General features: G+C 53.2%; 23 protein-coding genes, 1 tRNA gene and 2 pseudogenes. 11 read left to right on the forward strand and 15 right to left on the reverse strand.

What is annotated here, in order from left to right:
* The first annotated feature begins 59 nt into the window (after positions 1–59).
* Positions 60–1301, forward strand: a complete 1242-nt coding sequence (locus tag RC74_RS09070; RefSeq protein ID WP_039001974.1) for an Hsp70 family protein — start codon at positions 60–62, stop codon at positions 1299–1301.
* A 5-nt stretch (positions 1302–1306) separates the two neighbouring features.
* Here the strand turns inward: RC74_RS09070 and RC74_RS09075 are convergent, their stop codons facing one another.
* From RC74_RS09075 to RC74_RS09085, 3 genes and pseudogenes are all read right to left on the reverse strand, one after another.
* Complete coding sequence (locus RC74_RS09075; protein ID WP_039001975.1) at positions 1307–2101, reverse strand: metal ABC transporter permease; 795 nt, start codon at positions 2099–2101, stop codon at positions 1307–1309.
* Positions 2091–2845: pseudogene (locus RC74_RS09080) on the reverse strand (ATP-binding cassette domain-containing protein). Before RC74_RS09080 ends, RC74_RS09075 begins: the two are co-directional and overlap by 11 nt.
* A complete protein-coding gene (locus RC74_RS09085; RefSeq protein ID WP_039001977.1) occupies positions 2842–3312 on the reverse strand; it encodes a Fur family transcriptional regulator in 471 nt (156 codons plus the stop codon). The pseudogene RC74_RS09080 and the gene RC74_RS09085 overlap by 4 nt, the downstream one beginning before the upstream one ends.
* Positions 3313–3398: 86 nt before the next feature.
* Here RC74_RS09085 and RC74_RS09090 point away from each other — a divergent pair, with 86 nt between their 5' ends.
* Entirely contained in the window at positions 3399–4316 is a 918-nt protein-coding gene (locus RC74_RS09090) for a zinc ABC transporter substrate-binding protein (RefSeq protein ID WP_052274796.1), read from the forward strand.
* Between the two features lie 95 nt (positions 4317–4411).
* On the opposite strand, the gene RC74_RS09095 is transcribed toward RC74_RS09090, so the two are convergent.
* Complete coding sequence (locus RC74_RS09095; protein ID WP_039001978.1) at positions 4412–5305, reverse strand: GntR family transcriptional regulator; 894 nt, start codon at positions 5303–5305, stop codon at positions 4412–4414.
* Between the two features lie 314 nt (positions 5306–5619).
* On the opposite strand from RC74_RS09095, the gene RC74_RS09100 reads away from it, so the two are divergent.
* The 3 genes from RC74_RS09100 (at position 5620) to RC74_RS09110 (ending at position 9357) form a co-directional block, all read left to right on the forward strand.
* The gene (locus RC74_RS09100) at positions 5620–6744 is read left to right on the forward strand and encodes a mannitol dehydrogenase family protein (protein WP_039001979.1); all 1125 of its coding nucleotides are present in this window, start codon (positions 5620–5622) and stop codon (positions 6742–6744) included.
* A complete protein-coding gene (locus tag RC74_RS09105; protein WP_039001980.1) occupies positions 6744–7712 on the forward strand; it encodes an aldo/keto reductase in 969 nt (322 codons plus the stop codon). Before RC74_RS09100 ends, RC74_RS09105 begins: the two co-directional genes overlap by 1 nt.
* Positions 7713–7827: 115 nt before the next feature.
* Positions 7828–9357 carry a class I tRNA ligase family protein gene (locus RC74_RS09110; protein ID WP_039001981.1) on the forward strand — a complete coding sequence of 510 codons (1530 nt, stop codon included), beginning with the start codon at positions 7828–7830 and terminating at the stop codon, positions 9355–9357.
* 70 nt (positions 9358–9427) lie between these two features.
* On the opposite strand, the gene RC74_RS09115 is transcribed toward RC74_RS09110, so the two are convergent.
* The 5 genes from RC74_RS09115 to RC74_RS09135 all read right to left on the reverse strand — a co-directional run bounded on the left by RC74_RS09115 (position 9428) and on the right by RC74_RS09135 (position 14482).
* Positions 9428–10702 carry a 3-phosphoshikimate 1-carboxyvinyltransferase gene (locus RC74_RS09115; RefSeq protein ID WP_039002029.1) on the reverse strand — a complete coding sequence of 425 codons (1275 nt, stop codon included), beginning with the start codon at positions 10700–10702 and terminating at the stop codon, positions 9428–9430.
* A 109-nt stretch (positions 10703–10811) separates the two neighbouring features.
* Positions 10812–11459 (reverse strand): ThuA domain-containing protein, encoded by a 648-nt coding sequence (locus RC74_RS09120; protein WP_039001982.1) that lies wholly within the window; start codon positions 11457–11459, stop codon positions 10812–10814.
* Between the two features lie 13 nt (positions 11460–11472).
* Positions 11473–12570 carry a Gfo/Idh/MocA family protein gene (locus RC74_RS09125; protein ID WP_039001983.1) on the reverse strand — a complete coding sequence of 366 codons (1098 nt, stop codon included), beginning with the start codon at positions 12568–12570 and terminating at the stop codon, positions 11473–11475.
* Positions 12567–13715 (reverse strand): ROK family transcriptional regulator, encoded by a 1149-nt coding sequence (locus RC74_RS09130; protein WP_039001984.1) that lies wholly within the window; start codon positions 13713–13715, stop codon positions 12567–12569. The genes RC74_RS09125 and RC74_RS09130 overlap by 4 nt, the downstream gene beginning before the upstream one ends.
* 71 nt (positions 13716–13786) lie before the next feature.
* Complete coding sequence (locus RC74_RS09135; protein WP_039001985.1) at positions 13787–14482, reverse strand: endonuclease/exonuclease/phosphatase family protein; 696 nt, start codon at positions 14480–14482, stop codon at positions 13787–13789.
* Between the two features lie 262 nt (positions 14483–14744).
* Between RC74_RS09135 and RC74_RS09140 the strand changes: the two genes are divergently transcribed.
* Both RC74_RS09140 and RC74_RS09145 read left to right on the forward strand, forming a co-directional pair.
* The gene (locus RC74_RS09140) at positions 14745–17039 is read left to right on the forward strand and encodes a glycosyl hydrolase family 28-related protein (RefSeq protein WP_039001986.1); all 2295 of its coding nucleotides are present in this window, start codon (positions 14745–14747) and stop codon (positions 17037–17039) included.
* Positions 17040–17132: 93 nt separating this feature from the next.
* A complete protein-coding gene (locus tag RC74_RS09145; protein ID WP_039001987.1) occupies positions 17133–17450 on the forward strand; it encodes an antibiotic biosynthesis monooxygenase family protein in 318 nt (105 codons plus the stop codon).
* A gap of 2 nt (positions 17451–17452) precedes the next feature.
* On the opposite strand, the gene RC74_RS09150 is transcribed toward RC74_RS09145, so the two are convergent.
* The gene (locus RC74_RS09150) at positions 17453–17854 is read right to left on the reverse strand and encodes a hypothetical protein (RefSeq protein WP_082802229.1); all 402 of its coding nucleotides are present in this window, start codon (positions 17852–17854) and stop codon (positions 17453–17455) included.
* A 71-nt stretch (positions 17855–17925) separates the two neighbouring features.
* Entirely contained in the window at positions 17926–20097 is a 2172-nt protein-coding gene (gene uvrB, locus RC74_RS09155; RefSeq protein WP_039001988.1) for an excinuclease ABC subunit UvrB, read from the reverse strand.
* Between the two features lie 376 nt (positions 20098–20473).
* Here uvrB and RC74_RS09160 point away from each other — a divergent pair, with 376 nt between their 5' ends.
* Positions 20474–20785 (forward strand): ETC complex I subunit, encoded by a 312-nt coding sequence (locus RC74_RS09160; RefSeq protein ID WP_039001989.1) that lies wholly within the window; start codon positions 20474–20476, stop codon positions 20783–20785.
* A gap of 233 nt (positions 20786–21018) precedes the next feature.
* On the opposite strand, the gene RC74_RS23730 is transcribed toward RC74_RS09160, so the two are convergent.
* Entirely contained in the window at positions 21019–21462 is a 444-nt protein-coding gene (locus RC74_RS23730; protein ID WP_052274797.1) for a M48 family metallopeptidase, read from the reverse strand.
* Positions 21463–21712: 250 nt separating this feature from the next.
* Between RC74_RS23730 and RC74_RS09170 the strand changes: the two genes are divergently transcribed.
* Positions 21713–22372, forward strand: coding sequence for a trimeric intracellular cation channel family protein (locus tag RC74_RS09170; protein ID WP_052274798.1), 660 nt, complete (start codon positions 21713–21715; stop codon positions 22370–22372).
* Between the two features lie 226 nt (positions 22373–22598).
* Positions 22599–22817, forward strand: a pseudogene (locus tag RC74_RS23855) (helix-turn-helix domain-containing protein); the annotation flags it as partial.
* A gap of 28 nt (positions 22818–22845) precedes the next feature.
* Here RC74_RS23855 and RC74_RS22500 read toward each other — a convergent pair.
* Entirely contained in the window at positions 22846–23160 is a 315-nt protein-coding gene (locus tag RC74_RS22500; RefSeq protein WP_169798700.1) for a hypothetical protein, read from the reverse strand.
* Positions 23161–23281: 121 nt separating this feature from the next.
* Complete coding sequence (locus RC74_RS09180; RefSeq protein ID WP_062628186.1) at positions 23282–24055, reverse strand: hypothetical protein; 774 nt, start codon at positions 24053–24055, stop codon at positions 23282–23284.
* 601 nt (positions 24056–24656) lie between these two features.
* Here RC74_RS09180 and RC74_RS09195 point away from each other — a divergent pair.
* Positions 24657–24733 (forward strand) — tRNA-Arg (locus tag RC74_RS09195).
* Between the two features lie 444 nt (positions 24734–25177).
* On the opposite strand, the gene RC74_RS09200 is transcribed toward RC74_RS09195, so the two are convergent.
* Complete coding sequence (locus tag RC74_RS09200; protein ID WP_039001446.1) at positions 25178–25738, reverse strand: hypothetical protein; 561 nt, start codon at positions 25736–25738, stop codon at positions 25178–25180.
* Positions 25739–25741: the final 3 nt, after the last annotated feature.

Here is a 25741-nt window from a genome sequence, read left to right on the forward strand (position 1 = left end):
ATCTCTCGCACGACGGGCCTAAAGAGCGCGGTTCCTGCGGACGATAAAGGTGCCAGACGATGAATGCTTTGGGAATTGATTTTGGGACATCCAACTCTGCGGCGGGAGTTTTGGTCAACGATAAACCTTTCTTGATCGAGGTTGAGGCGGGTGAGAAAACATTGCCAACAGCCGTATTTTTCCCACAAAATTCGGCGGAAATGCGGATCGGAAGTGCAGCCAACCGCGCCCTTATTCAAGGCGAAGAGGGGCGTTATATGCGCGCCCTCAAGAGCGTCCTTGGGACGTCTTTGATGCATGAAAAGCGTCGGATAATGGGCGCCGAAATGACGATCAGCGATATTATCGCGCGGTTCCTTGAGGTGTTGAAAACTCGGGCCGAGGCCCAATGTTATACGACATTTGAGCGGGCGCTTTCGGGGCGTCCCGTGCGGTTTCACTCCAAGGATGAGGGGCGCAATACGCAGGCGCTGGCCGATCTGACGGAATGCTACCTAAAGGCGGGTTTCAAAGAAGTATCCTTCATGCCGGAGCCCGAAGCCGCAGCCTTGGCCAGCCATGCGCGCCAAGATGGTAGCCTTGGATTGGTGGTTGATATTGGCGGCGGGACCTCGGATTTCACGGTGTTTCGCAAGCAAGCTGGCACGCAGGAAATTTTGGCTAGCCATGGTGTGCGACTTGGAGGAACCCATTTCGATAAACGGCTCAGCGTGCGTCATGTGATGCCACTTTTGGGCAAAGATTCCTTGATTGGCAAAGAGTTCGGAGAGGGCGCATTGGCCGCCCCGAGCGCGATATTTCAAGACTTGGCGACTTGGGAGAAAATCCCGTTTCTCTATACGCAACAGACACGGTTGGCGATGGCGAAGCTTGGGAAGCTGGCCCTTGAACCCGTGTTGTTTTCACGCCTGCTCACGGTCCTGACCGAGGAGTTGGGGCATGAAGTTGCCTTTGCTGTCGAGCGGGCGAAAATTCTGGTGAACCAAGAGGATCGCTCCGACGCGCGAATTGATATGAAAATGATTGAAGCGGGCCTGTTTGCCGTCATGTCAGACCAATCCATGGCCGACTCCCTTGCGGAATATGGCGCGGATATTCGCGATGCAGTCAAGGAAACGCTCGTGTTGGCTGGCGTGTCGGAGGCCCAAATCGAACAGGTCGTTTTTGTTGGAGGTTCAAGCCTTATGTCCATCGTGGATGATGGCATGCGGGCCGTATTCCCCGCTGCTGAGTTCTTGTATTCAGAGGCCTTTACCGGTGTTGTCGACGGGCTTGCTATAGCGGCGTCCCGTCAAAGCTAAGCGGGTTAGCCAGACCGGAGGGGCAGCCGGACGAGCGAGGCAACCGCAAAAAAGATTGCCACGACACAAACAATGGTCGGCCCCGCAGGCGTGTCGTAGATCAAGGCCGCTTGTAGGCCCAACACGACGGATGCCGCGCCAATTGCTAAGGAAATAAATGCCATGCTTTCGGGTGTTTTGGCAAAGGGGCGCGCGGCTGCTGCGGGCATGATGAGCATCGCTGTGACCAGTAAAACTCCGACAACCTTGATCGCAACAGCCACAACTAGTGCCAGCGCGATAGTGAGGATTAGCTGTTCGCGTTTGGGGTTGATTCCGCTGGCATAGGCCAAGCCGGGACTAAGGGTCGAGGTGAGAAATAGCGACCAACGCCAGACCAAAAGCGCGAGGATAACGGCCGCGCCGCCCCAAATCGCGGCTAAGTCCATGGTCGTTACAGCAAGGATTTCCCCAAAGAGATAGGCCATAAGATCGACCCGCACACCGTCGATAAATGAGATCGCGACGAGGCCAAAAGCGAGCGCGGAGTGGGACAAAACCCCAAGGAGGGAGTCCGTTGAATGGTTGCGACCACTGAGGGTTGAGACGAGGATTGCCATCAGGAGAGCGACGGCAAGGACGCTTGCAAAGACCGAGATGGAAAACCCGAGCGCGATTGCGACGCCGAGGATCGAGGCATGTGCAGTGGCGTCGCCGATATAGGCCATCCGCCGCCAGACAACGAAACACCCAAGGGGTGCGGCCGCGAGTACAAGTCCGAGGCCGGCCAATGTGGCGCGGAGCATGAAATCATCCAGCATTTTGATCCTCGTGGCCACAGTTTGGGCCGTGTTCATGGTCGTCGTGGCTGTGGCTATGTTCGTGGCGATACAGAGCAAGTGCGCCTCCCGTTCCCGTGCCAAAAAGCGCACGGTATTCGGGGGCGGAGGCTACGATATCGGGTGTTCCGTGGCAGCACACATGACCGTTGAGACAGACGACGCGATCGGAGGCGGCCATCACAACATGCAGGTCGTGGCTGACCATCAAAACGGCACATCCGAGTTGCGAGCGCACGTCCTCGATCTGTTGGTAAAAAGAGGCGGCCCCGGGTTGATCGAGACCCTGTGTGGCTTCGTCGAGAATAAGCAAGTTTGGTTTATGGAGCAAAGCCCGTGCAAGGAGTACGCGTTGAAGTTGTCCCCCGAGAGGTCGGCCATCGCGGTGTCGGCGATATGTCCAGCGCCGCCCGCGTCTAACGCCGCAGTGACCTCCGCGAGGGGGTGGCGTGTTGGCAAGCTGAGGAAGCGTTTCACAGAGAGCGGCAGGCTGGGATCGAGTTGGAGTTTCTGCGGGACGTAACCGATCTTGAGGTTTTCCGCCCGCGTGATTTTTCCGTCGCTCGGGATCGCGCCAATAAGCGCCCGCAGCAGGGTGGTTTTGCCCGAACCGTTCGGTCCCACAAGGGTGACGATTTCACCGTTCTCTATGTGAAAATCGACGGCATCCAGCGTTGTTTTTGACCCGTGTTTTACCGTGAGCTTTTCTGTGGAGATCAGTTTCATACCGTGTCCGATTGGCAATTTGGGCACAGACCGAGCGCCTCAACAACGGTGCGTTCAATTTTGAAACCTAGGTCGTGCGCCTGTTCATTGAGCAAGGGCGCGCAGAAGGTTTCGACGACGCCGTCGCACTCTTTGCAGATTAGAAAGGCGGGCGCATGATGCTCTCCGGGATGCATACAGGCGGCAAAGGCGTTTAGGCGTTCGATCTTATGGGCAAAGCCGTTGGACACCAGAAAATCAAGCGCACGATAGGCGACAGGAGGTTGGGAGCCCAAGCCTTCGGTGCGCAGATGGTCGAGGATTTCATAGGCCCCGAGGGCACGATGTTCGATCAGCAGGATTTCCATCACACGTCTGCGGACGGGTGTGAGTTGAAGCTTCTGCGCGCCACATTGCGCCTCAACCGAAGCGATGCCGGAATCGATGCAATCCTTGTGGTCGTGGTGTTCAAATCCATGGGTCGACATAAGATCTCAGTCTGTTGGGTTCCTACTTGTAATGTTATATTATTACATATAAGTCGAGGCCAAATTTAGTTTTAGAGGAAAAAAAGTTGAAAAATCTATTACCCGTATTCGTTGCCGCCATCGCTTTTGGACAATCCGCACATGCCAAAGCGCCCAATGTCGTAGTTGATATCGCGCCGATCTATGCAATTGCCGCGCAGGTTATGGAGGGTGTTGGGACGCCCACATTGATAGTGGAACAAGCGGCCTCACCACATGATTTCTCATTGCGCCCGTCACATGCACGCGGACTTCAAAACGCGGACGTTGTTTTTAGTGTCAGTCCCGACTTAACGCCATGGCTTGTGAAAAGCTTGGAGACTTTGGCCGTCGGGGCCGAAATTGTGTTCTTGGCAGAGGTTTCAGGGACGAATTTGTTGGAGGCACGCGAGGAGGAAGGGCACGTTGATGAGGAAGAGCACGCCGATGAGGGGGGGCATGCGCATGGTGAATTTGATCCCCATAGTTGGCTTGACCCAGAAAATGCGGTGCTCTGGGCGGGGGAAATGGCGCGTATTCTGACGGAAATTGACCCTGAAAATGGGTCGGTATACAAAGAGAATGTCGCGGATTTTGAAGCTCAGATGGTCGCGCTTGCGCAGGGTATCCAAGAGGGTTTTTCCGATCTCGGCGGAGTGGAATACTTTGTGTATCATGATGCGTTTCAGTATTTTGAAAGTCGATTTGAGGTCCCCTCCTTTGGGGCGATAACAGATACAGAAGCTGTTGATCCAGGGCCACGCAGGCTACAAGATGTTCGCGACAAGATTGCTCAGTCGAACGTCAAATGTTTGGCTGTTGAGTCCGGGTTTAAGTCGGGAATCCTTGACGCGATTACCCCAAATGGTGGGCTGGACATCGTGCAAATGGATCCATTGGGGGCGACCTTGCCTCTAGACAAAAACCTATATGGCACGACGCTCGCAAATATGGCGCAGGCGTTGACTGCGTGCCTTAAGAGCTAAGCTCGCAGATGGTGCATTTGCCCCGCCGGAATCTGCTTTGTGAGGCAGGTTCCGGCCCGTTTTAAGAGCGGGCGGTGCGCCTCAGCGATGATGCTCTAGTCCCACACGACACTATCCAGAAGTGTGCGCCGCGCAGATTCAAGATGGACCGTAAACCCATCTTTTGCGGCGTCCTTGTTGCCCGAAAGGAGCGCTCGAATGACGACCAGATGCTCCTTGGCTGCCTGTTTATTGCGCTCTTTTTCGTAGGTTTTATTCCACCGGTAATGAAAATGGAAAATCAGCGAAATGAGCACATAGAAATCGGAGATGAACCGGTTGCCAAGCTTTTCAATAAGCACGCGGTGAAAGCGCTCATCTAGGCGGGAAAATTTGAGGTAGTGGGTGTCGATATTCTCGAGTAAATTAACGTGAGCCACCTCAAGCGCTTGTAGCTCTGCGCGGGATTCAGCGGACATGGGCGTTTCACAAAAATTCCGCAGCGTCCGAAGCTCAAATATTTCGCGCACGTCAAACAACTCCTCGGCGAAATCACGGGTGAAACCAAGGAGCACCCAGTGGCGATTGGGTTCTTTCTCGATCAAGCCAAAACGGGAGAAGCGGATGAGATATTCGCGGATCGCTGACGAACTAACGCCGAATTCTCTTGCCAATTCACTTTCTCGAAGGACCGACCCAGGTGCCAAATCGCCACCAAGAATATAGTCCATAAAAAGAGTGTCGACTTTTTCACTGGCCGAGCGTGTTTCCTCAATTGCGAAATAGTCGATAGGGGCGGGCATGCGAAGAACGGTTTTTAACCGGCCGTCCCAATGAATAATCTTGGTTTGATCTAAATGCTCCAAAACGACGCGAATTGTCGTGCGGCTTGTTTTAAGTTTTTTGGCAAGTTCGGTTTCTGGGGGCAGTTGGCTGGCGATATCATGGTCGCAAATATAATCCAAACATCGGTTGTAAGCTTCTTTGTAAACACTATTGCTGCGCGACACGGATGGCTCTCAATGCTGGCTACTCAGGTTGTGGTGCCATGTTTCAATCATAAATTTTCATTGGTGGCAAAAAGTATCTTAGCGGCGTTTAAAGGCGTATCCCTTCGTCGATGGGCCCGCAGTCAGGGGTGATCAAAATTTCGCTTCATCGATTTGCATGGGTGTTCGTGGTTTTTATTGCATAAAAGAACATATTCGCGTTGTCCGAGCATGGGGTTCGAGATAGATTTCTCAGAGTAGAGGCGGAAAAGCTTTAAAGAGTTGTTATCTCCAAGCCTTAAGGCCGATGATTTTGAACAAATGGGATGAAAAGAATGAACAAAGCGACCGAAACACCTATTTTTCAGTTTGGAACAAGTCGATTTCTACAAGCGCATGCGGATCTTTTTGTCGATGAAGCCTTGAAGCGCGGGGAGGCCGTGGGGAAAATTTCGGTAGTGAAAACCACGGGGGATTCCTCAAGGGTTGCGCGCCTTGAGGGGTTGACCCAAGTTGATGGATATCCAGTGTGCATCAAGGGTTTGCAGGCAGGAGTTCCGATCGACAGCGAGCAACGTATTCAATCGGTTGCGCGCACATTTACGACCGCGCAGAACTGGGATGCGTTGATTGCGTGTTTCGTTTCCGAGGCGCAATATGTCATTTCCAACACAGGCGATCGCGGCTTTGCAGCGCAGCCAGCGGACGGCGGAAATACTTTTGATCAAGCGATGTCCTACCCTGCGAAATTGGAACTGCTCCTTCGAGCCCGCTTTGAGGCGTCGGCGCGGCCATTGACGGTGATGCCTATGGAGTTGATCGTCAAAAACGGTGCGATTTTGAAGGCCCGCGTGCTTGAACTCGCGTCGGGGCAATCGCCGCAGTATTTGGAATGGTTAACATCAGACGTGCTTTGGATGGACTCGCTTGTGGATCGGATTGTCTCTGAGCCGCTTGAGCCCGCAGGGGCGGTAGCCGAGCCTTACGCGCTTTGGGCGATTGAATATCAGGCCGGATTTGTCGCGCCCTGTGTTCATCCGTGCATTGATATCGTTGACGATTTAGAAACTCCCGAGGCTTTGAAGCTGTTTATCCTCAATTTAGGGCACACGTATTTGGCCGACAATTGGCGTGCCGAGGAAACACCCCCAGCTTATGTCCGAGAGTATCTTGATAATGCTACTGTCTTGGCTGATCTTAACGATTTATATGAAGCTGAGGTTATTCCAGCCTTCACAGCTGCAGGCATTGAAGAAAAAGCCCGCGCTTATGTGGAAACGACGATTGATAGGTTTCGAAACCCGTTTTTGGATCACAAGATCGCCGATATCGCGGGAAATCACGCTGAGAAAATCCAGCGTCGCATTGCAGATTTTTTAGCTTGGGCGCACAAGAACGGCGATACCAGTATGAAGCCGCGACTAGAAAACATTGTACAAAAAGCAAAAGAGGAATCGTAATGTTTGCCAAACGTAGAGTTGGGAAAACCGATGTCGAAACTAGCCTCGTGTCATTTGGCACGACGGGGATTGCAAACATTTTTGTAGAGGTCACGGAGGAGGCTGCGCAGGCGGTTTTGGAGGCGGCGTGGCAAAGTGGCATTCGTTATTTTGATACCGCGCCACACTATGGCCGCGGGCGCGCAGAGGCGCGTTTAGGGGTATTTTTGGCTGCGAAATCGCGGGATGAGGTTGTTATCTCAACCAAAGTTGGGCGCGTTTTGCGGCCAGGAAAACAATTGGCCGTCGCCGAAGATTTCGTTAATCCGCTCCCGAATGACGTGCATTATGACTATTCCGCGAAGGGTTTTGAAGAGAGCCTTATAAGCAGTATGGAGCGCCTTGGAACCGATCGGATTGATATCGTTTTCGTACACGATATCGGCGTTGTGACACATGGTGCGGGGAATGCTGCTCATATGAAAGACTTCTTGGAATCGGGTCTGCCCTATCTTGAGAGCCTTAAAGAACAGGGGAGAATCGGGGCCTATGGTCTGGGCGTGAATGAAAATGAGGTCTGTGTGGAGGTGCTAAAATCCCACCCCTTGGATGTTATTTTACTCGCTGGACGCTGGACCTTGCTAGATCGGACCGCCGAAGCCGAATTGATTCCGATGTGCCGTGAAATGGGCGTGAGCCTCGTATTGGGCGGGGTTTTCAACTCGGGTATTTTGGCGACGGGGCCGACGGAGGGCACTCGTTTCAATTATGCTCCCGCGAGCGTCGATATTCTGGCGCAAACGCGTGCCTTGGAGGAAAAATGCGGTGCCTTTGATGTTCCACTTGCGACGGCCGCCTTGCATTTCGGGTTTTCAAAACCCGAAGCCGCAAGCGTTTTAATCGGGACGGGAAAGGTCTCCTCCCTCACGCGCAATTTGGATGCCATCCAAGCTCCATTCCCCGAAGCCTTGGCTAAAGAGGTTTTCTAAAACACGCGCGGGGGATTTCTTGGTTGCCGCGCGGGGAGACTTGTATAAAACAGGGGCTTGCCAATATATCCGGTGCGTACCGGAGCTTTCTGCGCTGTGAAATAAGGTGATTAAAATGACGAAAAGCTATGTGACGACGCCAATCTATTACGTAAATGCGGCCCCTCATTTGGGACATGCGCATACGACCGTCATGTGCGACATCCTCATTCGCAACAGGAAAGCCAATGGTGTTGAGACACGGTTCTCAACAGGGTGCGATGAACATGGTCAAAAGAACCAAGAATCCGCCGAAAAGCTGGGCTTGCCCGTAGATGAATACCTTGATCTGCGCTCGGCGGAATTCAAGAAAGCGTTTGATTTGTTGAACGTGGATTACGACTATTTTGTCCGCACCAGCCGCCCTTTCCACAAAGAGCGCGTGGCCCAAATGGAGCAATCCATGATGGACGCGGGCTTGATCATCAAGAAAGAATATTCGGGGATTTACTGTAAGGGCTGCGAGCAGTTCAAGACGGATTCTGATCTGAATGAGGATGGGCAATGCCTTGATCACTCGAACCTTTTTGTCGAGGAAATCACCGAGGCCAATTACTTCTTTCCGATGGAGCCATTCCGTCAGCGCCTGTTGGATCACATCGCCGAAAATCCCGATTTTGTGCAGCCACAAAAGTTTTTGACCGAACTTAAAAACATGCTCAAAGACCCGCTTGAAGACCTGTGTATTTCGCGGCCAAAATCGCGGGTTTCCCTTGGCGTTGAGCTGCCGTTTGACTCTGATTATGTGACCTATGTTTGGTTTGATGCGCTGATCAACTACCTCACGAACCTAGGCTGGCCGGATAATAATTACCAAGACTACTGGGCCGAAGTTGAGCATGTGATTGGCAAGGATATCCTTAAAACACATGGGGTATACTGGCCGATCATCCTTATGGGCATGGGCGAAACCCTTCCTAAGAAACTCTCGGTACACGGGCATTGGCTGGGAAGTGGCGGCGTGAAGATGTCCAAGTCGCTTGGCAATGTTGTGGACCCGTTGGTTGTGGTTGAGAAGTTCGGCGCGGATGCGCTGCGCTATTATCTTGCGCGCCATATGCGGGCGGAAAACGACAGCCAGATTTCGGTGGAATTGATTCAGACTGCGTATAATGGCGAGTTGGGAAATAAGGTCGGGAACCTGCTGTCGCGGGCGGCTAAATTCGCCTCTGATCGGTTGGACGGCAAGGTGCCTTCGAAGGGGGCTTTGACGGCGGAAGATGAGGCCGCGCGGGCCGCAGCGATGAAGGCCGCACTTGGGTTTGCCAATGTGTTTAAGTTGGCGGAAATTTCGTCCCGCACGGAAGCTTTGATCATGGCGGCGGATGATTTGAATACTTATTTCACGGAACAAGCGCCGTGGAAGTTGCTCAAGGATCCGGAGACAGAAGCGCGGGGGCAGACTGTTCTTTATGTGACGCTTGATAGCTTGCGGGTGTTGCTGGAGGCCTTCCGTCAAATCATTCCTGTGTCGGCTGATAAGGCTTTGGCGATCTTGGATTGCCCGATTGAAGAAGGCACGGTTTGGGTGCCGAAGTTGGATCGCTTGCAGAGCGGTGCGCAGTTTGGGGAAGTTATTCCGCTGTTTCCGCGCATTGCCGATTGAGGCGATAAATGGTCGAAAGTTTAAAAAAGGGCGCATCGAAAAGGTGCCCTTTTTAAATTCTTTAAAGTTTTTAAACTTCGGTTGAAACCATCCCGATGCGTGCCATTTCGACCCAATAGTCGGGGAACGTTTTTCCGACGCAATCTGGGTCTTGGATAATGATGCCGTCCACCCGAATGGCCGCGAGGGCGAAGCACATGGCGATGCGGTGATCGTTGAATGTGCGGATTTCGGTGGTTGCGGACTCGGGTTTGATGTCGGGTGCGCCGTTTACCAAAAGATCGTCGCCTTCGACAGTCGCCAAACTAGAGTTGATTCGGGTGAGACCTTCGCGCAGGGCCTCGACACGGTCACATTCTTTGACGCGCAGGTTTTTCAATCCGACAAACCGCACCGGAGTTTCGTTGAACGCGGCCAAAACGGCGAGGGTTGGGACCGCGTCTTGCATTTGAGAGCCGTCCACGACGGCGGGCATGTGGGGGAATTGGCGGATAACGTCGAGCGCTTTGGCATCGGGTTGGGCGGTTTCGCCTTCTTTGGTGTTGGAGATTGTGACCCCGCCTTTGGAAAGCGCGTCGGCAGCCCAAAGGTAGGTGCAGGCGGAGTAGTCGGGTTCGACCGCATAGTCGGGCGCGCGATAGTCGCCAGCGGGGACGATCCATTTGCCGGTTGGATCGGTTTCGACGGTGACGCCGAATTCTTGCATGATGCGGGTTGTCACATCGAGGTAGCCCGCGCCGTCGAGGCCGTTGGCGTTTTTGAGAGCGATTGTGAGGCCTTTTTCAAGGCGGGGTGCAATCATCATCAGGGCGGAAATATATTGGGTGGAGAGGCCCGCGTCGATTTCAACATCGGTGGCGAGTTTTTTGGTGCCGCCCGTGAGGGTGACGGGGGGGCAGCCCGTGGCGCTTGAGGCAGTGAAGCCAAGGTCGTTGAGGGCGGAAATGAGGGGCTGAATAGGGCGGCGTTGCATGTCTTCGTCGCCATTGAGGACGGTGGTGCCATCGGCCAAACAGGCAGCTGCGGTGAGGAAACGAGCAGTTGTGCCCGCGTTGCCGACGAAAACCTCGCCCTGTGGCGGCACCAGTTTACCTGTGCTTTTGACGATGGTTTCGACGGGATTTACCGCACTCACAGAGACGCCGAAATCGCGCAGGGCTTGGGCCATAAGTTCGGAATCCTTGCTTACTAAACAGCCTGTGAGTTTGGTTTCGCCCACAGAGAGGGCGGCGAGCAAGAGGGCGCGGTTGGTGATGGATTTGGAACCGGGGACGGCGACGGAGCCTTTGAGGGTCTGGTCGTTGACGGACAAAAGGATCTTGGTGTCAGTAGAGGGGTGCGTCATTTGGAGATCCTTGCTGTTGGCGGTCATGCCTGTTTTACGCAGGCGTGCGCGGTGTCGCAACAGGGGATTCCGAGGCTGGGAGGTTTCAGCCTCGGAAAGATGTTGAGGGTTAGCGTGCGGCCCAAAGGGCGCCACGTTCCATCAGGGTTTTCATCTCAGGGACGTTAAATTCATCCGCGATGTGGCCCAAGGCAGAATAGAAGACGCGGCCCTTGCCGAAGCGGCGTTTCCAAGCGACGGGCATCGTGACACCGTCGATTTCGTCAAAACGGCTGCCGTCGAATGTGGTGGTTGCGAGGACCTCGATCGAGGGGTCGATGTGCATGTAATATTGCTCGGAATGGTAGGCGAAATCGCTAAGACCTGCTGTGATCGGATCGTCGGTTTTGGTGATTTGGATGGTGTAGTCGATGATATCGCCCGGATGGGCAACCCATTGGCCGCCCGTCATAAATTGATAGTCTGGCTCGTTGCGAAAGCTGTCGCACATGGTGCCGTGGAAGCCCGCAAGGCCCGACCCAGCGCGCACGGCGGCGAGGAGGTTAGTGAGTTCTTCTTTCTCGATGGTCGACATGGTGATGACGGGCATGATGAGGTCAAAACGGCCCAAATTTGGATCGGCGAAGGCCTCGGTTGAGCCATCGATTGTGACGTCAAATCCTGCGGCTTCGAGGGTTGATTTCATGACGTTTGCGCTGGCTTCGGGGGTGTGGCCTTCCCAGCCACCCCATACGATGAGGGCAGTTTTCTTGGACATTAGATTTTCCTTTTTAGAGGTGGCCAAAGGGCAATTGATCGGAGAGAGCGGCGGGGCGGGAACATTGGTGTTTGAGGGAGATTCGGCGGCCCGTTTCGGCGGATTTCAGGATGGCTTCCATGGTTTCGAGGACATGGAGCGAGAGTTCGAGGCTGGCGCGGTGGGGGCGGCCGTCAAGGATGGCTTGGGCCATGTCCGCAAGGCCGATGACGCGGTAATTTCCGTCGCCGTATAGGTGGGATTGGGGGAGGGTTTCCCAGTCGCCTTTGCCTTTGCTGACCTGAATGTCGCCCTCAAAATGATTGGGGTCGGAGACGATCATGGAGCCTTTTGAGCCGTAGAGTTCGATGTGATTGTGATCGTGTTTCTGGACGTCAAAACTTGTGGTCAGGGTAACTTGGGCGCCGCAGGTGAAGCTCAGGATTGCGGAAATATGGGTTTCAACATCGACGTTGAAAACCTCGCCTTGGCGCGGGCCAGAGGCGATTTCGCGCTTGGCGTAGGAGGCTTTGGCGACACCTGTGACGGCCTCGATGGAGCCGATCATGTTGATGAGGGCGGTGATGTAATAGGGGCCCATATCCATGAGGGGGCCGCCGCCCGTTTGGTAATAAAAGCCAGGATTTGGGTGCCAAGCTTCGTGGCCCGGACACATCATATAGCATGAGCCCGCGAGGGCCGCGCCGATGGTGCCTGCGTCGACGGCCTTGCGGGCGGTTTGGTGCGAACCGCCAAGGAAGGTGTCGGGGGCGCAGCCCACGCGGAGGTTTTTACGCTTGGCGAGAGAGGCGAGTTCGGTGGCTTCGGCGACATTTAAAGCGAGGGGTTTTTCGGAGTAGGCGTGCTTGCCTGCTTCGAGAATTTTGAGGCCCACGGGCACGTGGTGTTGCGGGGTTGTGAGGTTGAGGATCAGCTCAATTTCGGGGTCGGCGAGCATATCGTCGACCGTAAGGGATTGAATTCCATAGGTTTCGGCCTTGGCGGAGGCTGCGTCCATATTGATGTCGGCGCAGGCCACGATGGACAGGACGGGGAATTGGGGTGCTGCTTTGAGATAGGCGTCGGAGATGTTTCCGCATCCGATAACGCCGACCTTGATGGTGTTTTTCATAGTGCCTCCTGCGCGATCCATGGCGCTTTGTAGAATTCCTTGAGCACAAGCGCTGTGGCCCCGAGCGCGACATGTTGCAGGTCTAGGGGCAGGAATTCGAGTTTTGTGGTTTGGAAATTATCTGTGGTCGCGTTGGCGCGAATGCTTGTGGTGATTTCCTCGGCATACTCGGCAAGGAACGGCGCACTCTCGCAGGTGGCGACCAAGGTGTCGGGGCTAAATAGGTTCACGACATGGGCGAGGGATTGGCCAAGGATGTCGGCGAGGGGTTTTGCTTGGGAGGGCGCGAGGTTTGAGAGGATCTCGCCTGTCGTTTGCTGCGCGGGGAATGCTTTTGTTAGGGCAGATTTTGAGAGGTAGGCTTGGGCGCAATCGGTTTGGCCGCAGGCGCAAATTTCGGCTGATCCTCGCACTTTGGTGTGGCCCAAGGCGGGTCTGAGTTTTGGGGTGTTTTGGGCAGAGTCGGGTGCGAGGAAGCACATCTCAACGACGTCATTGAGGACAACCACGGCGCAGCTTTTTTCAGCGCGGTCGTACCATTGTTTCTTGAGGGCGAGAAGCTCGGCGTGGTTTTCGAGGAAGATGGCGAGGCCGGTTTTCTCGTGAAGGGCTTGGGAGAGGCGTGGGGTGATTTTTGCGAAATCGGCGCCCTGGGCGCAGGCTCCTGAAATGGGGTCGATTAGGCCGGAAATGCCAAGGCAGAGGCCGTTGACTTTTCGGCTGTCGATATTTGCGGCGGCGCAGGCCTCAAGGAGGTGGGAGGCGATGAAATCAGTGAGAGCGTCGGGAGGTAAGTGCAAGAAATCCTTGGAGTGATGGGCCGTGAGGATGACATCGCCGCGAAAGTTGGCGAGGGTGAGGGTAAGGCCGTTTTCCGTCAATGCGGCACCAAACGCATAGGCCGCATCGGCAACGAGGGCCAAATTTACGCGGGGGCGGCCACGGGAGGCTTCGTCGGTGTGGCTGACCTCGATGAGGCCCGTTTCAAGGAGGCCGCCAGTTATTGCGGAGACGGTTGTACGGCTGAGTTGGGTGAGATCGGCGATTTCGACGCGGGAAATAACTTCGTGTTTACGAATCGTCTCAAGGACGCTGAACTTGTTGATTTCGCGCATTAATAAGGGGTCTGAGATCTTGAGAACCATTCAGGAATCCATTTAGTTTGGAGTCCTGAATAAATATTTTCGGCGCATTTTTCAAGCAGAGTTTCAGCAGATTAGAGGCTGTCTGTGTCGAGATAGATCGGGAGGTGGTCGGAGGCCTTGCGGGTTGTGTCGGATGTGAACACGCGACATTCGGAGGAAACGACCTCACGCGAGACGACAAAACGGTCGAGGGGCAGTTTGGGGCGGGCGGTGTGAAAACTCGGCCCTGGTGTGAGGACGTCGAACTGTTTTTCAAAGACCTGACAGGCGGCACCGTGCAGGCGCCATTCGTTGAAATCACCAGCAAGAACGCAGGGAGTTCCCGAGGGCATACTCGCCATATAATCCGTCAGTGCGGCTGCTTGTTTTGCGCGCATTGTTGTTTGTAAGCCAAGATGCGCGCCGATGACGCGGAAGGGCTTGGACCCTTTGGTTTGAAAAAGGGCGGAAACCGCACCGCGCGGTTCAAACGAGGGCAGGGGGACGCGCTCAAACGAGAGGAGTTCCACGCTTGGCCCGTAGAGGATCGCATTGCCATGCCAGCCGACACTCAATGGGCGCTCGGCGATATCGACGAAATCGTACTGAATTCCGTCTGGATCAACAGGCGAAGGGAGCGTGCCTTGTCGGGAGCCCACCCGTTTGTCGACCTCTTGCAAAAGAACAATGTCGGCGGAAATTTCACGGAGAACTTGGAGAATTCGGTCGGGATCGCGCTTCCAGTCAAGGCCGACGGATTTACGGATATTATAGCTGGCGATGCGCATTTTAAATCATTCGTCTTTGAAAGGTCGGCGTAATGGTGACGTATGACGGGGCGAAGCACAAGGTGTCAACACCCATGAAACGTTCCGAATTCAGCGAGTCTGCGTACGGCGCTGTAGGGGGGATTTAAGGCCAGTTTGATAGGAATGATCTCTGTCTGGGCCTTGTGCCTTTTGCTCTCAAAACAAGACCACCACCGTTTTTAACGTGCTGTAGTGGGGTGTTTTGGGGCTGCGGATCCCGTGAATGTGGAAAGGGTTATTGATGAACAAAGCGATTACAGAGGGGCTGGTTTTTATGCCGCCGACATTTGCAAACGGGTTGGATGTTTGGTCCTCTCAGAATGGGACGGCGGGGTCGGATACATATGCGGGATCCGGAAATGCGGCCTATGTGCCCGCGGATCAGGATTTTGGCGGCTGTTTGGAATTGTTGAAAACGCAAACGACTCAACAGCTTCGCTGGATGGGTGAAACGCCGATGCTGCCCGGTTGTTATTTGCGCGTCACGGCGCGGGTGAAGGCAATCAGCGGGAATTTGCCTTCGGTTCAGATCGCGGGTTGGGCCGGTGGTGCTGGGGATGCCCATGTTGGGGGCGTTGTCGAAGTAGGACCGACCAAAGCGTTGACCTCTTATGGCGGCATTGTTGAGGTGTCTGCGATTGTCGGCACGGGCGCACGTTCGGGCGTTGATATGGCGTGGGGCATGGCGCCGTTATATGGCCACTTCGGGCTGAACCTGACGGGGGCCAACGGAGCCGTCGTGCGGATTGACGACATCAAAATCGAAGACGTCACCAGCGTGTTTCATCGCACAATGATGGATTGGGTTGATGTGAAGGATTACGGGGCGATTGGCGATGGCGTGACCAATGATGTCGCGGCGTTTGAAGCGGCGGATGCGGCGGCAAACGGGCGGGAGGTTTTGATCTCGGACGGGGTGTATTCCCTTCCGAGCAACGTGACGTTCCAAAATCGCGTGAGATTTCAAGGCTCGCTGACAATGCCCGTAGAGGCACGCCTTTCGTTGACGAAAAACTATAACCTTGGGGCCTATATCGCGGCCTTTGGCGGCGATGAAGTGCTTGCGTTTAAGAAGGCGCTTCAAGCTCTGTTTAATTATACCGACCATGAGTCGCTGGATATGCAGGGGCGCCGGATTGAACTGACGGAACCGATCGACGTTCAGGCGGTGGTTAGCAATATTTCGTCCTTTGCGGTGCGGCGGGTGATTAGAAATGGCCAGTTCAACGTTGTTTCTGGACCGAACTGGAATGATGTGGTGGTGACGTCCATTGCCTCTTATTCCACGGGTAATTCTAATGAGCTCACAAGTGTCGCCAATATTGCGAATATTCAGGTTGGATCGCTGGTTAAGGGCGCGGGTGTGGGGCGTGAAATCTATGTAAAGGCGGTGAATGTCGGGGCGCAAAAGCTGACGTTGAGCCAGCCTCTTTTTGCGGCGGCGGGCACCCAGAATTACACCTTCAGGCGGTTTAAATATGTGCTTGATTTTAGTGGTTTTTCCGGGTTGGACAAGTTCGTACTGTCGGATATTGAATTTCAATGCACGGGGACGGCGAGCGCGATTTTGCTGGCGCCGGACGGATTGACGTTCCAAGTGCGGGATTGCTTTATTACTAAGCCGAAAAATCGCGGGATCACCTCGCCGGGGACGGGATGTCAGGGGATGTTGATTGATCGCTGCCAATTCCTGTCCAATGAACAGAGCACCCGATCACAAGACCGGTCGTCTGTGGCCATCAACGTCAATTCCAACGACTCCAAAATTCGCGATAATCGCGCGGTAAAATTTGGTACTTTTGGCGTTTGGAACGGCACAGGGCACCTCTTTTCTGGCAACCATTGGTTCCAAGGCGATGGCGAAACGGACGGTATTCGCAAGGCGGGTCTGGTGTTCACAACTGCTAACCCCAAGGCGACGGTGGTTGGGAATTATGTCGATAACAACTTTATCGAAATCACAAATGAGCATGATTCCTCGCCCGATTTTAACAACGAATTCGCCTTTGGTGGACTGACGATCACGGGGAATATTTTCACGGTAAATGACGTTGCACCGTGGTTCCATTGGATCGTTATCAAGCCTTACGGGGCGGGGCATTATCTCTCAGGGCTGAATATTTCTGGCAATGTTTTCAGATCGTTGAACGGAAATATCGACCGTGTTGACCATGTAGATGAAACCTATGCAGGGCTTGATATGAATTCGGCGCGCAATGTTGTTGTGCAGGGGAACACCTTTAATTTGGTGAACCAGCCGATTTATAATCCCCTGACCTTTAAGCACGTGGAGAATTCGGATTCGGCGAGTTGGGTGGTTTCGACGGAGTCGCATCTTCCCTTTGGGGGCATGACCAAATCGATGGTCGGCCTTGTGCCGGATGGCAAAATTCTGCGCGCGTCCAACACCCATGTGACGGAATTCCCGTTCTGCGCCCTCAAGCAAGGCGCGGATCAGGACGAGGTTCGCGTTAAGTGGTCGCAGGCCTGTCGCGGTACTGTTCATTTGACGGTGCGGATGGATAATCCCGTGTAAAAAAAGAAAAGCGGGGGTGCAGAAACGTGCCCCTTTTTTTGAATTTGGCGTTTTTTCTTCTATCAGCTAGGCTGAAGGGAGAGGAGGACATTTATGCCAATTATTTCCGTCGCCGCCCCCGTTCAAACGGTCATCACCACTTTTGAAATGACCCCAGGTACCTGTCAGGATTTGCTCGACGCCCTGACAGACGCCTATGAGGTTTTTATCAGCAAACAACCCGGATTTATTGGGGCTGGGTTGCATGTGAATGATGCGCAAACGCGGATTGCCAATTACTCGCAATGGACGCGGCGAGAGGATTTTCAAGCGATGCTGCGCACGGAGGAAATGCGGGCTCGCAATCGCGCGATTAGCGACCTTTGCAAGAGTTTCGAGCCCGTTATGTATGAGGTGTCAGCAGTTTTTTAACTCTATTCAGGATACTGTGCTTGGCATTGGGCAATCCATGCAGCGGAGGCCTCTTGCAGGGAGGATAGTTTGATCTTGAGATCGGCTAGAATGCGCTTTTGTTCGGCGACATCAATTGTTTGCGGAGTTTCTACCGTGCGATTGTAGGTTTGTGGGCAGGCATAGGCGCGCCGATTCCCGTAATAACAGGTTTCGTAAACCGTGTAGGGCACATAGGAAACGTCGATGGCGTAGCCACGTGCGATGTTTAACTCGGTTTGTGCCGCCAGATTTGCAACCGTTTGGTACTCGCGCGTCGCGCCGTTGATACAGCGTTGCTGTGGCGTGGCGCAGGCAACCAAAAGCATTAAGCCCGCGAGCGTTGCCGCCAATCTCAGGTGATTGCTTCTGGGATGAACACGCAAGGCTTTCTCCAATCGGGCCAAATATTCAACGAGGTTAGTCGGTTTTAACGCGCGAGAGAAGCCCTCCCTTTCTAGAACTTAGCTTCGGATTTGCCGCGATAAGCGCGGGTGCCGCTTTTGCCTGCCGTGCTGCGACCACGTTTGTTGTTTGCCGTTTCGCTTGCCGCTTCAATCGCGGATTGGCGGGCCATGGGATCGTTAGAAACGGCAAGCTCAACCGCTTCCAAGCGCCGAACCTCGTCGCGCAAACGCGCGGCTTCTTCGAATTCCAAATTCTCGGCAGCTTTGCGCATATCCACCCGCAGGCCGTCGAGATGCGCGGATAGATTCGCGCCAAACAACGGTTTTTCGATGACGGCGGTGACGCGATTCATGTCGACGTCGCCCTTGTAGAGGCCCGAAAGAACATCCTCGACGTTTTTCTTGATGGTTGTCGGGGTGATGCCGTTTGCCAGATTGTGGGCGATTTGCTTGTCGCGCCGCCTGTCTGTCTCGCCAATCGCGCGTTCCATGCTTCCAGTAATGCGATCCGCATACATGATGACGCGGCCCTCGGCGTTACGCGCCGCACGGCCAATGGTTTGGATCAGCGAGGTTTCGCTGCGCAAAAAGCCTTCTTTGTCGGCGTCGAGAATGGCGACAAGGCCACATTCCGGAATGTCCAAACCCTCACGCAGAAGGTTGATCCCGATCAGTACATCAAAGGCCCCTAGGCGCAGGTCGCGGAGGATTTCGATGCGTTCGAGCGTGTCAATATCACTGTGCATATAGCGCACTTTGATGCCCTGTTCATGCAGGTATTCCGTTAGATCTTCGGCCATGCGTTTGGTCAAGGTTGTGACCAAAACGCGATAGCCCCCCGCGGTTACTTTGCGGATTTCATCAAGTAGATCATCAACTTGGGTGGTGACAGGGCGGATTTCAATGATGGGGTCGAGCAGCCCCGTTGGTCGGATGATTTGCTCGGCAAAGACGCCTCCCGCTTGCTCCATTTCCCATTTTGACGGGGTCGCGGAAACGAAGATTGATTGGCTGCGCATCGCGTCCCATTCCTCGAATTTGAGGGGGCGGTTGTCCATACAGCTGGGGAGGCGGAAACCGTGTTCCGACAGCGTGCTTTTGCGACGAAAGTCGCCTTTATACATGCCACCGATTTGGGGCACGGAAACGTGACTCTCGTCGGCAAAAACGATGGCATTATCGGGGATATATTCAAAAAGGGTGGGGGGCGGCTCGCCCGGGGCGCGGCCCGTGAGATAGCGCGAATAGTTTTCGATCCCGTTGCAAAACCCCTGTGCCTCGATCATTTCAAGGTCGAATTTCGTGCGTTGCTCGATGCGCTGGGCTTCGAGGAGTTTGCCTTCGCTCTCGAATTGTTTCAAACGAATCGCGAGTTCGGATTTGATTGATTTGATCGCCTGAAGCAGGGTCGGGCGGGGGGTCACATAGTGCGAATTCGCATAGACGCGAACCTTTTCGAGCACATCTGTACGCTCACCCGTGAGCGTGTCGAACTCGGTGATTCCCTCAAGTTCGTCGCCAAAGAAGGAAAATCTCCAGCCGCGATCTTCGAGGTGACTGGGCCAAATTTCGAGGCTGTCGCCGCGCACGCGAAAAGTTCCGCGCGAGAATCCCGCGTCGTTGCGTTTGTATTGTTGCGCAATGAAGCCGGCCATGATTTCGCGCTGTACATAGGTTTCGCCAGCGACCAAATCCTGCGTCATTTCGGTATAGGTTTCAGGGCTCCCGATGCCATAGATACAGGAGACGGAGGCCACGATAATGACGTCATCGCGTTCGAGGAGGGCGCGTGTCGCCGAGTGGCGCATGCGGTCGATCTGTTCATTGATCTGGCTCTCTTTTTCGATGAAGGTATCGGAGCGGGCAACATAGGCTTCGGGCTGGTAATAGTCGTAAAATGAAACGAAATATTCGACGGCGTTGTCGGGAAAAAAGCCTTTGAATTCAGCATAAAGCTGGGCTGCGAGGGTTTTATTGGGCGCAAGAATGATGGCGGGGCGTTGGGTCGCCTCGATCACTTTTGCCATCGTAAAAGTTTTGCCCGTACCCGTGGCCCCCAGCAGGACTTGGCTCTGCTCACCGGAGTTTATTCCGTCAACCAGCTCCCGAATGGCAGTGGGCTGATCGCCTGCGGGAGAGAACTCCGAACTCAGCACAAAACGTTTGCCGCCTTCGAGTTTCTTGCGGCCGTTTGGGTTTTGTGGGGTCTGTGGGACGTTCATGAATCAGTTCCTTATTCGCCCACAGATTTGATCACTTTTTGTTCCACTTCAAGGGGGCGGAGGGGGATTTCCGTGTATTGTTAACAAAAGATTGCGTGTTTGGGTTGAGTTTTAAGTATCAAAATACAACCTAGGCGCGTTTTTTACTTGCTTGGGGTAATTTTGGTGCGTAGGTTTGCCAAGTAAGCAGCAGAAATGATTGTCGATCTAAGCGCACCCACCCACCCCACCCACCCCGCTCCCTGCTTAGGTCGGCAATCTACTTCCCCCCAATAAAACAAAAAATCTCAAGATGTCGGGCGCGCATAAGTGCGTTCATACTTGCAATGCGGGCAGTTTCTTTGCGATAAGACTTCAAGTTTTTCAGGAGACCGCTATGCGCGCCCGTATCTATCAACCAACCAGAAATGCCATGCAGTCGGGCATGGGGAAATCTAAAGTCTGGGTTCTTGAGTTTGCGCAAGCTTCCGCGCGTGACGTTGACCCATTGATGGGGTGGACAAGCTCCGATGATATGCAGAGCCAAGTTCGGCTCAGGTTCGACAGCAAGGATGCGGCGCTAGAATATGCGCGCGCCAATGGCATTGAGGCGAGTGTTCAAGAGCCAAAAACACGCAAGCCAGTTATCCGTGCAGGCGGCTACGGCGAAAATTTCGCGACGAATCGTCGGGGCGCTTGGACGCATTAAGTCGTTGTAAATCGGGGCAAAGTTCTCTCGGAATCGGAGCAAAGATCCCGCGAAAGTCATCGCTGGTATGCATGTAGGGTCCCCGTTGGGCGCCCTTACTATGTGTTGATTCTCCGCCTTAAATCATTTGAAGTATACTCATAGGCAACGAAGACACGTGATGCCTGCAAAGTAGCGCCTTTATGAATTTCTGCGCGTAGGTTTTGGCAGAGCAATGAACCTTTCTGCTTAGTTCAATATGTCCACTCGTCATACGCAAGAGGCAACGAATTAAGGATATCCTTGTGATGCCGCCAATCTGGCAACACAGAATCCAGCAATGCAATAAATTCTGAGCTGTGATGGCGCACTCGAAGATGAGCCAATTCATGTGCAATGATGTATTCAACGCATCGAAGTGGCTTCTTTGCCAATTCCAAATTGATCATGATACGGCCAGTCTTGGGATTACAACTTCCCCACTTCGTCCGCATTCGCTGGATGCGGATTTCAGGTAGGTCCACGTTTAGCGCCTGACACCATTTGGGTAGATTGTGTTGAAGAAACTCGTTCAGATGTTGGCGATAAAAAGCGTCGAACGCTTTTTGTTTGGCAGAATAGGGCGCATCGCCGGGACAATGGAGTTTAATTCGACCGTTTCCTGCTATCGTGACTTTTGCTGACCGTTGTGCCTTCACGACTGAAAGTAGATATCTTGCGGGACCGCAAGCGAACTACGTCATCGACATAAATCTCCCTGTAACGGGGGGCGTCCCGTTCGGAATTTAACTATAAAAGTTTGGTTAGTTTGAGCGCTTTGCCGAATTTCGCTGCGATCATCTCCGACGGCAGCGTAACCAAATCTGTCAAACCACGATTGATGAGAGCGGGGGGAACTTCTAGTGTATCCACCAGCGACGAACTTAATCGTCAAAACATGAGGCTTGGATGAGCATTGTTATTTTCCTTGATTTTGTCGGGGTAACACTTTTCGCAGTGACTGGGGCACTGGTGGCGTCACGCAAACAGTTGGATATCATCGGTTTTATATTTTTGGCGATGGTTACTGGCACAGGTGGTGGAACCGTTCGCGATCTCATACTTGGAGTGCCGGTGTTTTGGGTTGAACAACCGCTGTTCATTCTGGTCTGCACAGTGGCAGCAGTTTTAACGTTTTTCATCGCGCACTTTCTGGAGTCACGCTACCTTTGGTTGTTATGGCTCGATGCGGTCGCGCTGGCCGCCTATGCCGTGTTTGGCGCCTATAAAGGGTTGCTTGTCACCGGATCGCCAGTGATAGCGGTCGTGATGGGGGTGCTCACCGGAGGGCTTGGCGGTGTGTTTCGAGACATTTTGGCCAGCGAGCCTTCGGTTTTGATGCGCAAAGATATCTATCTCGCTGCGGCGATGGTTGGCGGTTTGATTTATGTCGGTATTCTAGGGGCAGGAGTTGATCAATTTGTGGCGGCCGGCCTAGGATTTATTTTGGCGTTCCTGACACGCAGCGGTGCGCTGGCTTATGGTTGGAGTATGCCTGCATATCGCTCACGTCCTGGGCGCGACCCTGAGGTCAGCCTTGATGCCGCCAACCGCAACAACCCTGATTAACCCTATTGTTAATGCTGCATTAGACAACAGGGGCGGAAAACGGGCTTTCGCTGCGGTGTGCGTCAAGGTCTGCTAAGCGGGGCGGTTTCAACTAGTCGACGCAACACTCTAATCTTTTTGGAAAGATGGAGTGAACCCTATGAAGTATCGTCACCGAGTGTTTTTCACAGATGAGCAAAAGTCAGAGATATGGGATCGATGGCAACGCGGAGAATCGATGAACTAGATCGGGCGTGGTTTTGATCGCTCATCGTCATCGATTTATCCGCACCTTGCGCGCACTGGCGGCATCCGTCCACCAAACCGCTTGCGGTCTCGCCTCGCTCTCACCCTGATGGACCGCGAGGAGATATCCAGAGGCCTGCGTGCGAAGCTGTCCTTGCGGTCCATTGCGAGATCCCTGAAGCGGTCAGCATCCACGATTAGTCGCGAGGTCAGACGCAATGGCGGGCGTGCCCAATGGGCCATTCAAATCAAGACCCCAAGCCTGATCGAAGGTCGGCAACAATTAAATTTCGGTCTTGGTGCAATGGGCAGTTGTGAAGTGTATATGGTGACTTACTTGTTGCGGGCATAACCATCTGCGCAAGAGGAGCGAGAGCCGCGCCACATATCGTCATTCGCGTCGGCAAATCTGGAGTGACAGGAATACGTTTGGTGACGTCCAAAAGAGGGGCCGTGTCGAGAGTGATACCGCCGAGCTTGGCCATGTGTGCGATTTTTTTGCGCGACCCGTAGCCCATAGATGACAGCAGTTTGTCGACACGTAAAGTTGGAACCCTAGCCATAACATTGGCTCCCTAAGTAGAGGTCTGAGAGTTTGAAATACAGAATAACCGTTTAAGATGTTTTGATTATCGCTTTGGCCATCTGCATTCAGAGATATGTGTGCTTTCGGTTGCCGCAGCCTCAGTGACGACGAGGACGAATAACATGGAGGCCGTAGGCCTCTCGATGTGTCTCGCCGCCATCCATGCTGTGGGTATAACTACTCTCTGCGACCTCTAAAAAAGCTACACCTAATGCATCCTTTTCGCGGCGCGCGACATAAAGCTGTCCGTCAATATTTGACGTCGTATACAAAGGCCCACCGTAGAAATTGGTTGGCAATTGGAAAGAAAGCGTTTCCCCCTGATGCTTCAGGTTGAAGTAGCCGATGCCTGTCCAATCAAAGGGTATGACGGGAATAAAATAGTAAAAATAAGGCCTCTCACTGAACGCCGTAAATTGATATTTGACCAAATCAAGCTGCCCCTCGAGGGCGTCAAAACGATAGTTCGGAACATAAATCCGCTCAGGTGCGGTGTTGAGCATAGAAAAGCGTGGATCGGCATCAAAATCAGGAAGCGGGTCAGTACTGGTCACCCGTCGGTGTTCGATGAAATGACCATCTTCGCCAACGGTGACGATGAAACGACCTGAGTATTCAACTTTCCCACCTTTTATCAGATCCGCGATGATCAGATAGTTGTTTGCCTGATGGTCAAACCAAATCTCGCTTGCCCCATAGACGAGCCTCTCGATCTCGTAATTTTGGCTTTTCACGCCTTGGGAAAGAGACGGGTATGCGCGCAGGTCCGAAGGCGTGCTGAGGTTCGAATAGACAGTGAGGACTGGCACGTGCAACACAAAAGCCGCGACCAATCCTGCAATAGATAGACAGGCTAATTTGAGGCCCCTCATACGCCGTTTCCTCTACTATCACCTTGATGAATTTTTGGGAAAAATATCGACTCTTCCGGAGCTCATTCCTGAAACGTGCAAGGATGTTCACCCTATAGCATATGCGTGCCAACGTGGCGCGGGGCCCTTCGAAAAAGTATTTGCTGAGATTATGGCAGGGACGATCCCGTCATTTCGTCATCCAGAGAAAATCGGGGTTAGGGCCATTTATGTCCACATCGCTGACGCTCTCGCGGCCAAGATCCCAGCCTAAATTAGATATGCAGTTGATGAATAGTCAGCCCGCTTCGGTGGGTTTTTTTGTTGTGTTTTATTTTTCTTCGCGGGTTCTTGGCCCGTTTTTCGCGCAATCTTTGCTCTGACCTCAAAACGCGTCGAGGTAACGCATTGCTTTTGCTTGACTTTCAGAGCTCTTCCGAGATAACTTTGGGCAGATATTCATCGCGCTGGCGTGAGCCCTCGAACATGGTGGGGCCGTTCCATTTCCAAAAAGATGGGCTGTGTAAACTGAAAATTGGGCATAGCGCGGGGCTTTTCCGCTTGAAATTCATGCCCGTCAGGCTATGAAAAGCAAATAGGTGCATCTCGCACCGAACAATGTGGTCCCATAGCTCAACTGGATAGAGCACCTGCCTTCTAAGCAGGGGGTTTCAGGTTCGATTCCTGATGGGATCACCATTTAGCCATTTAATTTGGTACCCGTTGGACATAAGCGTACAAGCCGCAATCCAGAAGTTTGTTTATTGCTCCTTTTATCGAATTTTGACTTTAGGTGCATTATCGCGAGCTGGTCGCATCAATGTGTATCGCTCCATTTCTCTTTTTTGGCACGCTTGGGCTGGCGTCAGATCGTGTAGGCAGTCGCCTAAAGACAGATTCGACGTCTTCGCGGAGGTGACGAGCCCCGTAGCCTTGCCATTTTGGGGTATGGTTTTTACTGAGTTTGAATTGCGTCTAGATTTGTAAACGCCTTCCTAGTTGCGACTCTTATTCCTGACTAGCGTTTTCAAGTCACAGCAATCATGGAACATTTTATGCGTCCACTCCGTGGCATTCCTCCCTGATCAGAAAGACCATTTATGGCTATTTTGTTCGTGCGGGACAGAGAGGGATCTCGGTGGCTTAGAACGTTGAAGACGGTGGGTTTTTGACCCAAGTCGATTTTAATTTGCGGCCATCCGAGACCAGAATTTTGCGCAATGCATCCGCTAAAAGCGCTTTCGAGATATTTATGGACACTCGTTGTCGGCAGGGAAGGTGTTCAATCTGCAATATGCCATTTTCATTAAATTTCATTTTTCGCCGTCTAAAAGCGCCGGTCTCTAAGAAATCTGCCAAGGCATCTGGTTGATGTTTCCCCAAGGTTAAACTTGCCCCTTTCGTAGCAGAGAATAGCGAGCAGTCAGGTTCAATTCTGAGTAACTCACCTGATAACATTGAGATGGGGGCAAGCGGCAGATTTTGAATTTCCTGCCCCCCATTCAACGGCTTATTCACATCGCGTACTCGCGCTAACAAAAGTTGGACCTTATACAAAACTTGAGGTTCCCCAATTGAAAGCAATTCAGCGTCATTCAAGTCGGGAGGCGTGAGCTCTAATTGTATTTGCGATCCCTTTACATTTGATAGCTTGGCTTTCTGACCCGTTTTGTATTTGTGATAAATCTTGCGCGCTGGCGTCATTTC

This window comes from Falsihalocynthiibacter arcticus (assembly GCF_000812665.2).
Lineage (GTDB): Bacteria > Pseudomonadota > Alphaproteobacteria > Rhodobacterales > Rhodobacteraceae > Falsihalocynthiibacter > Falsihalocynthiibacter arcticus.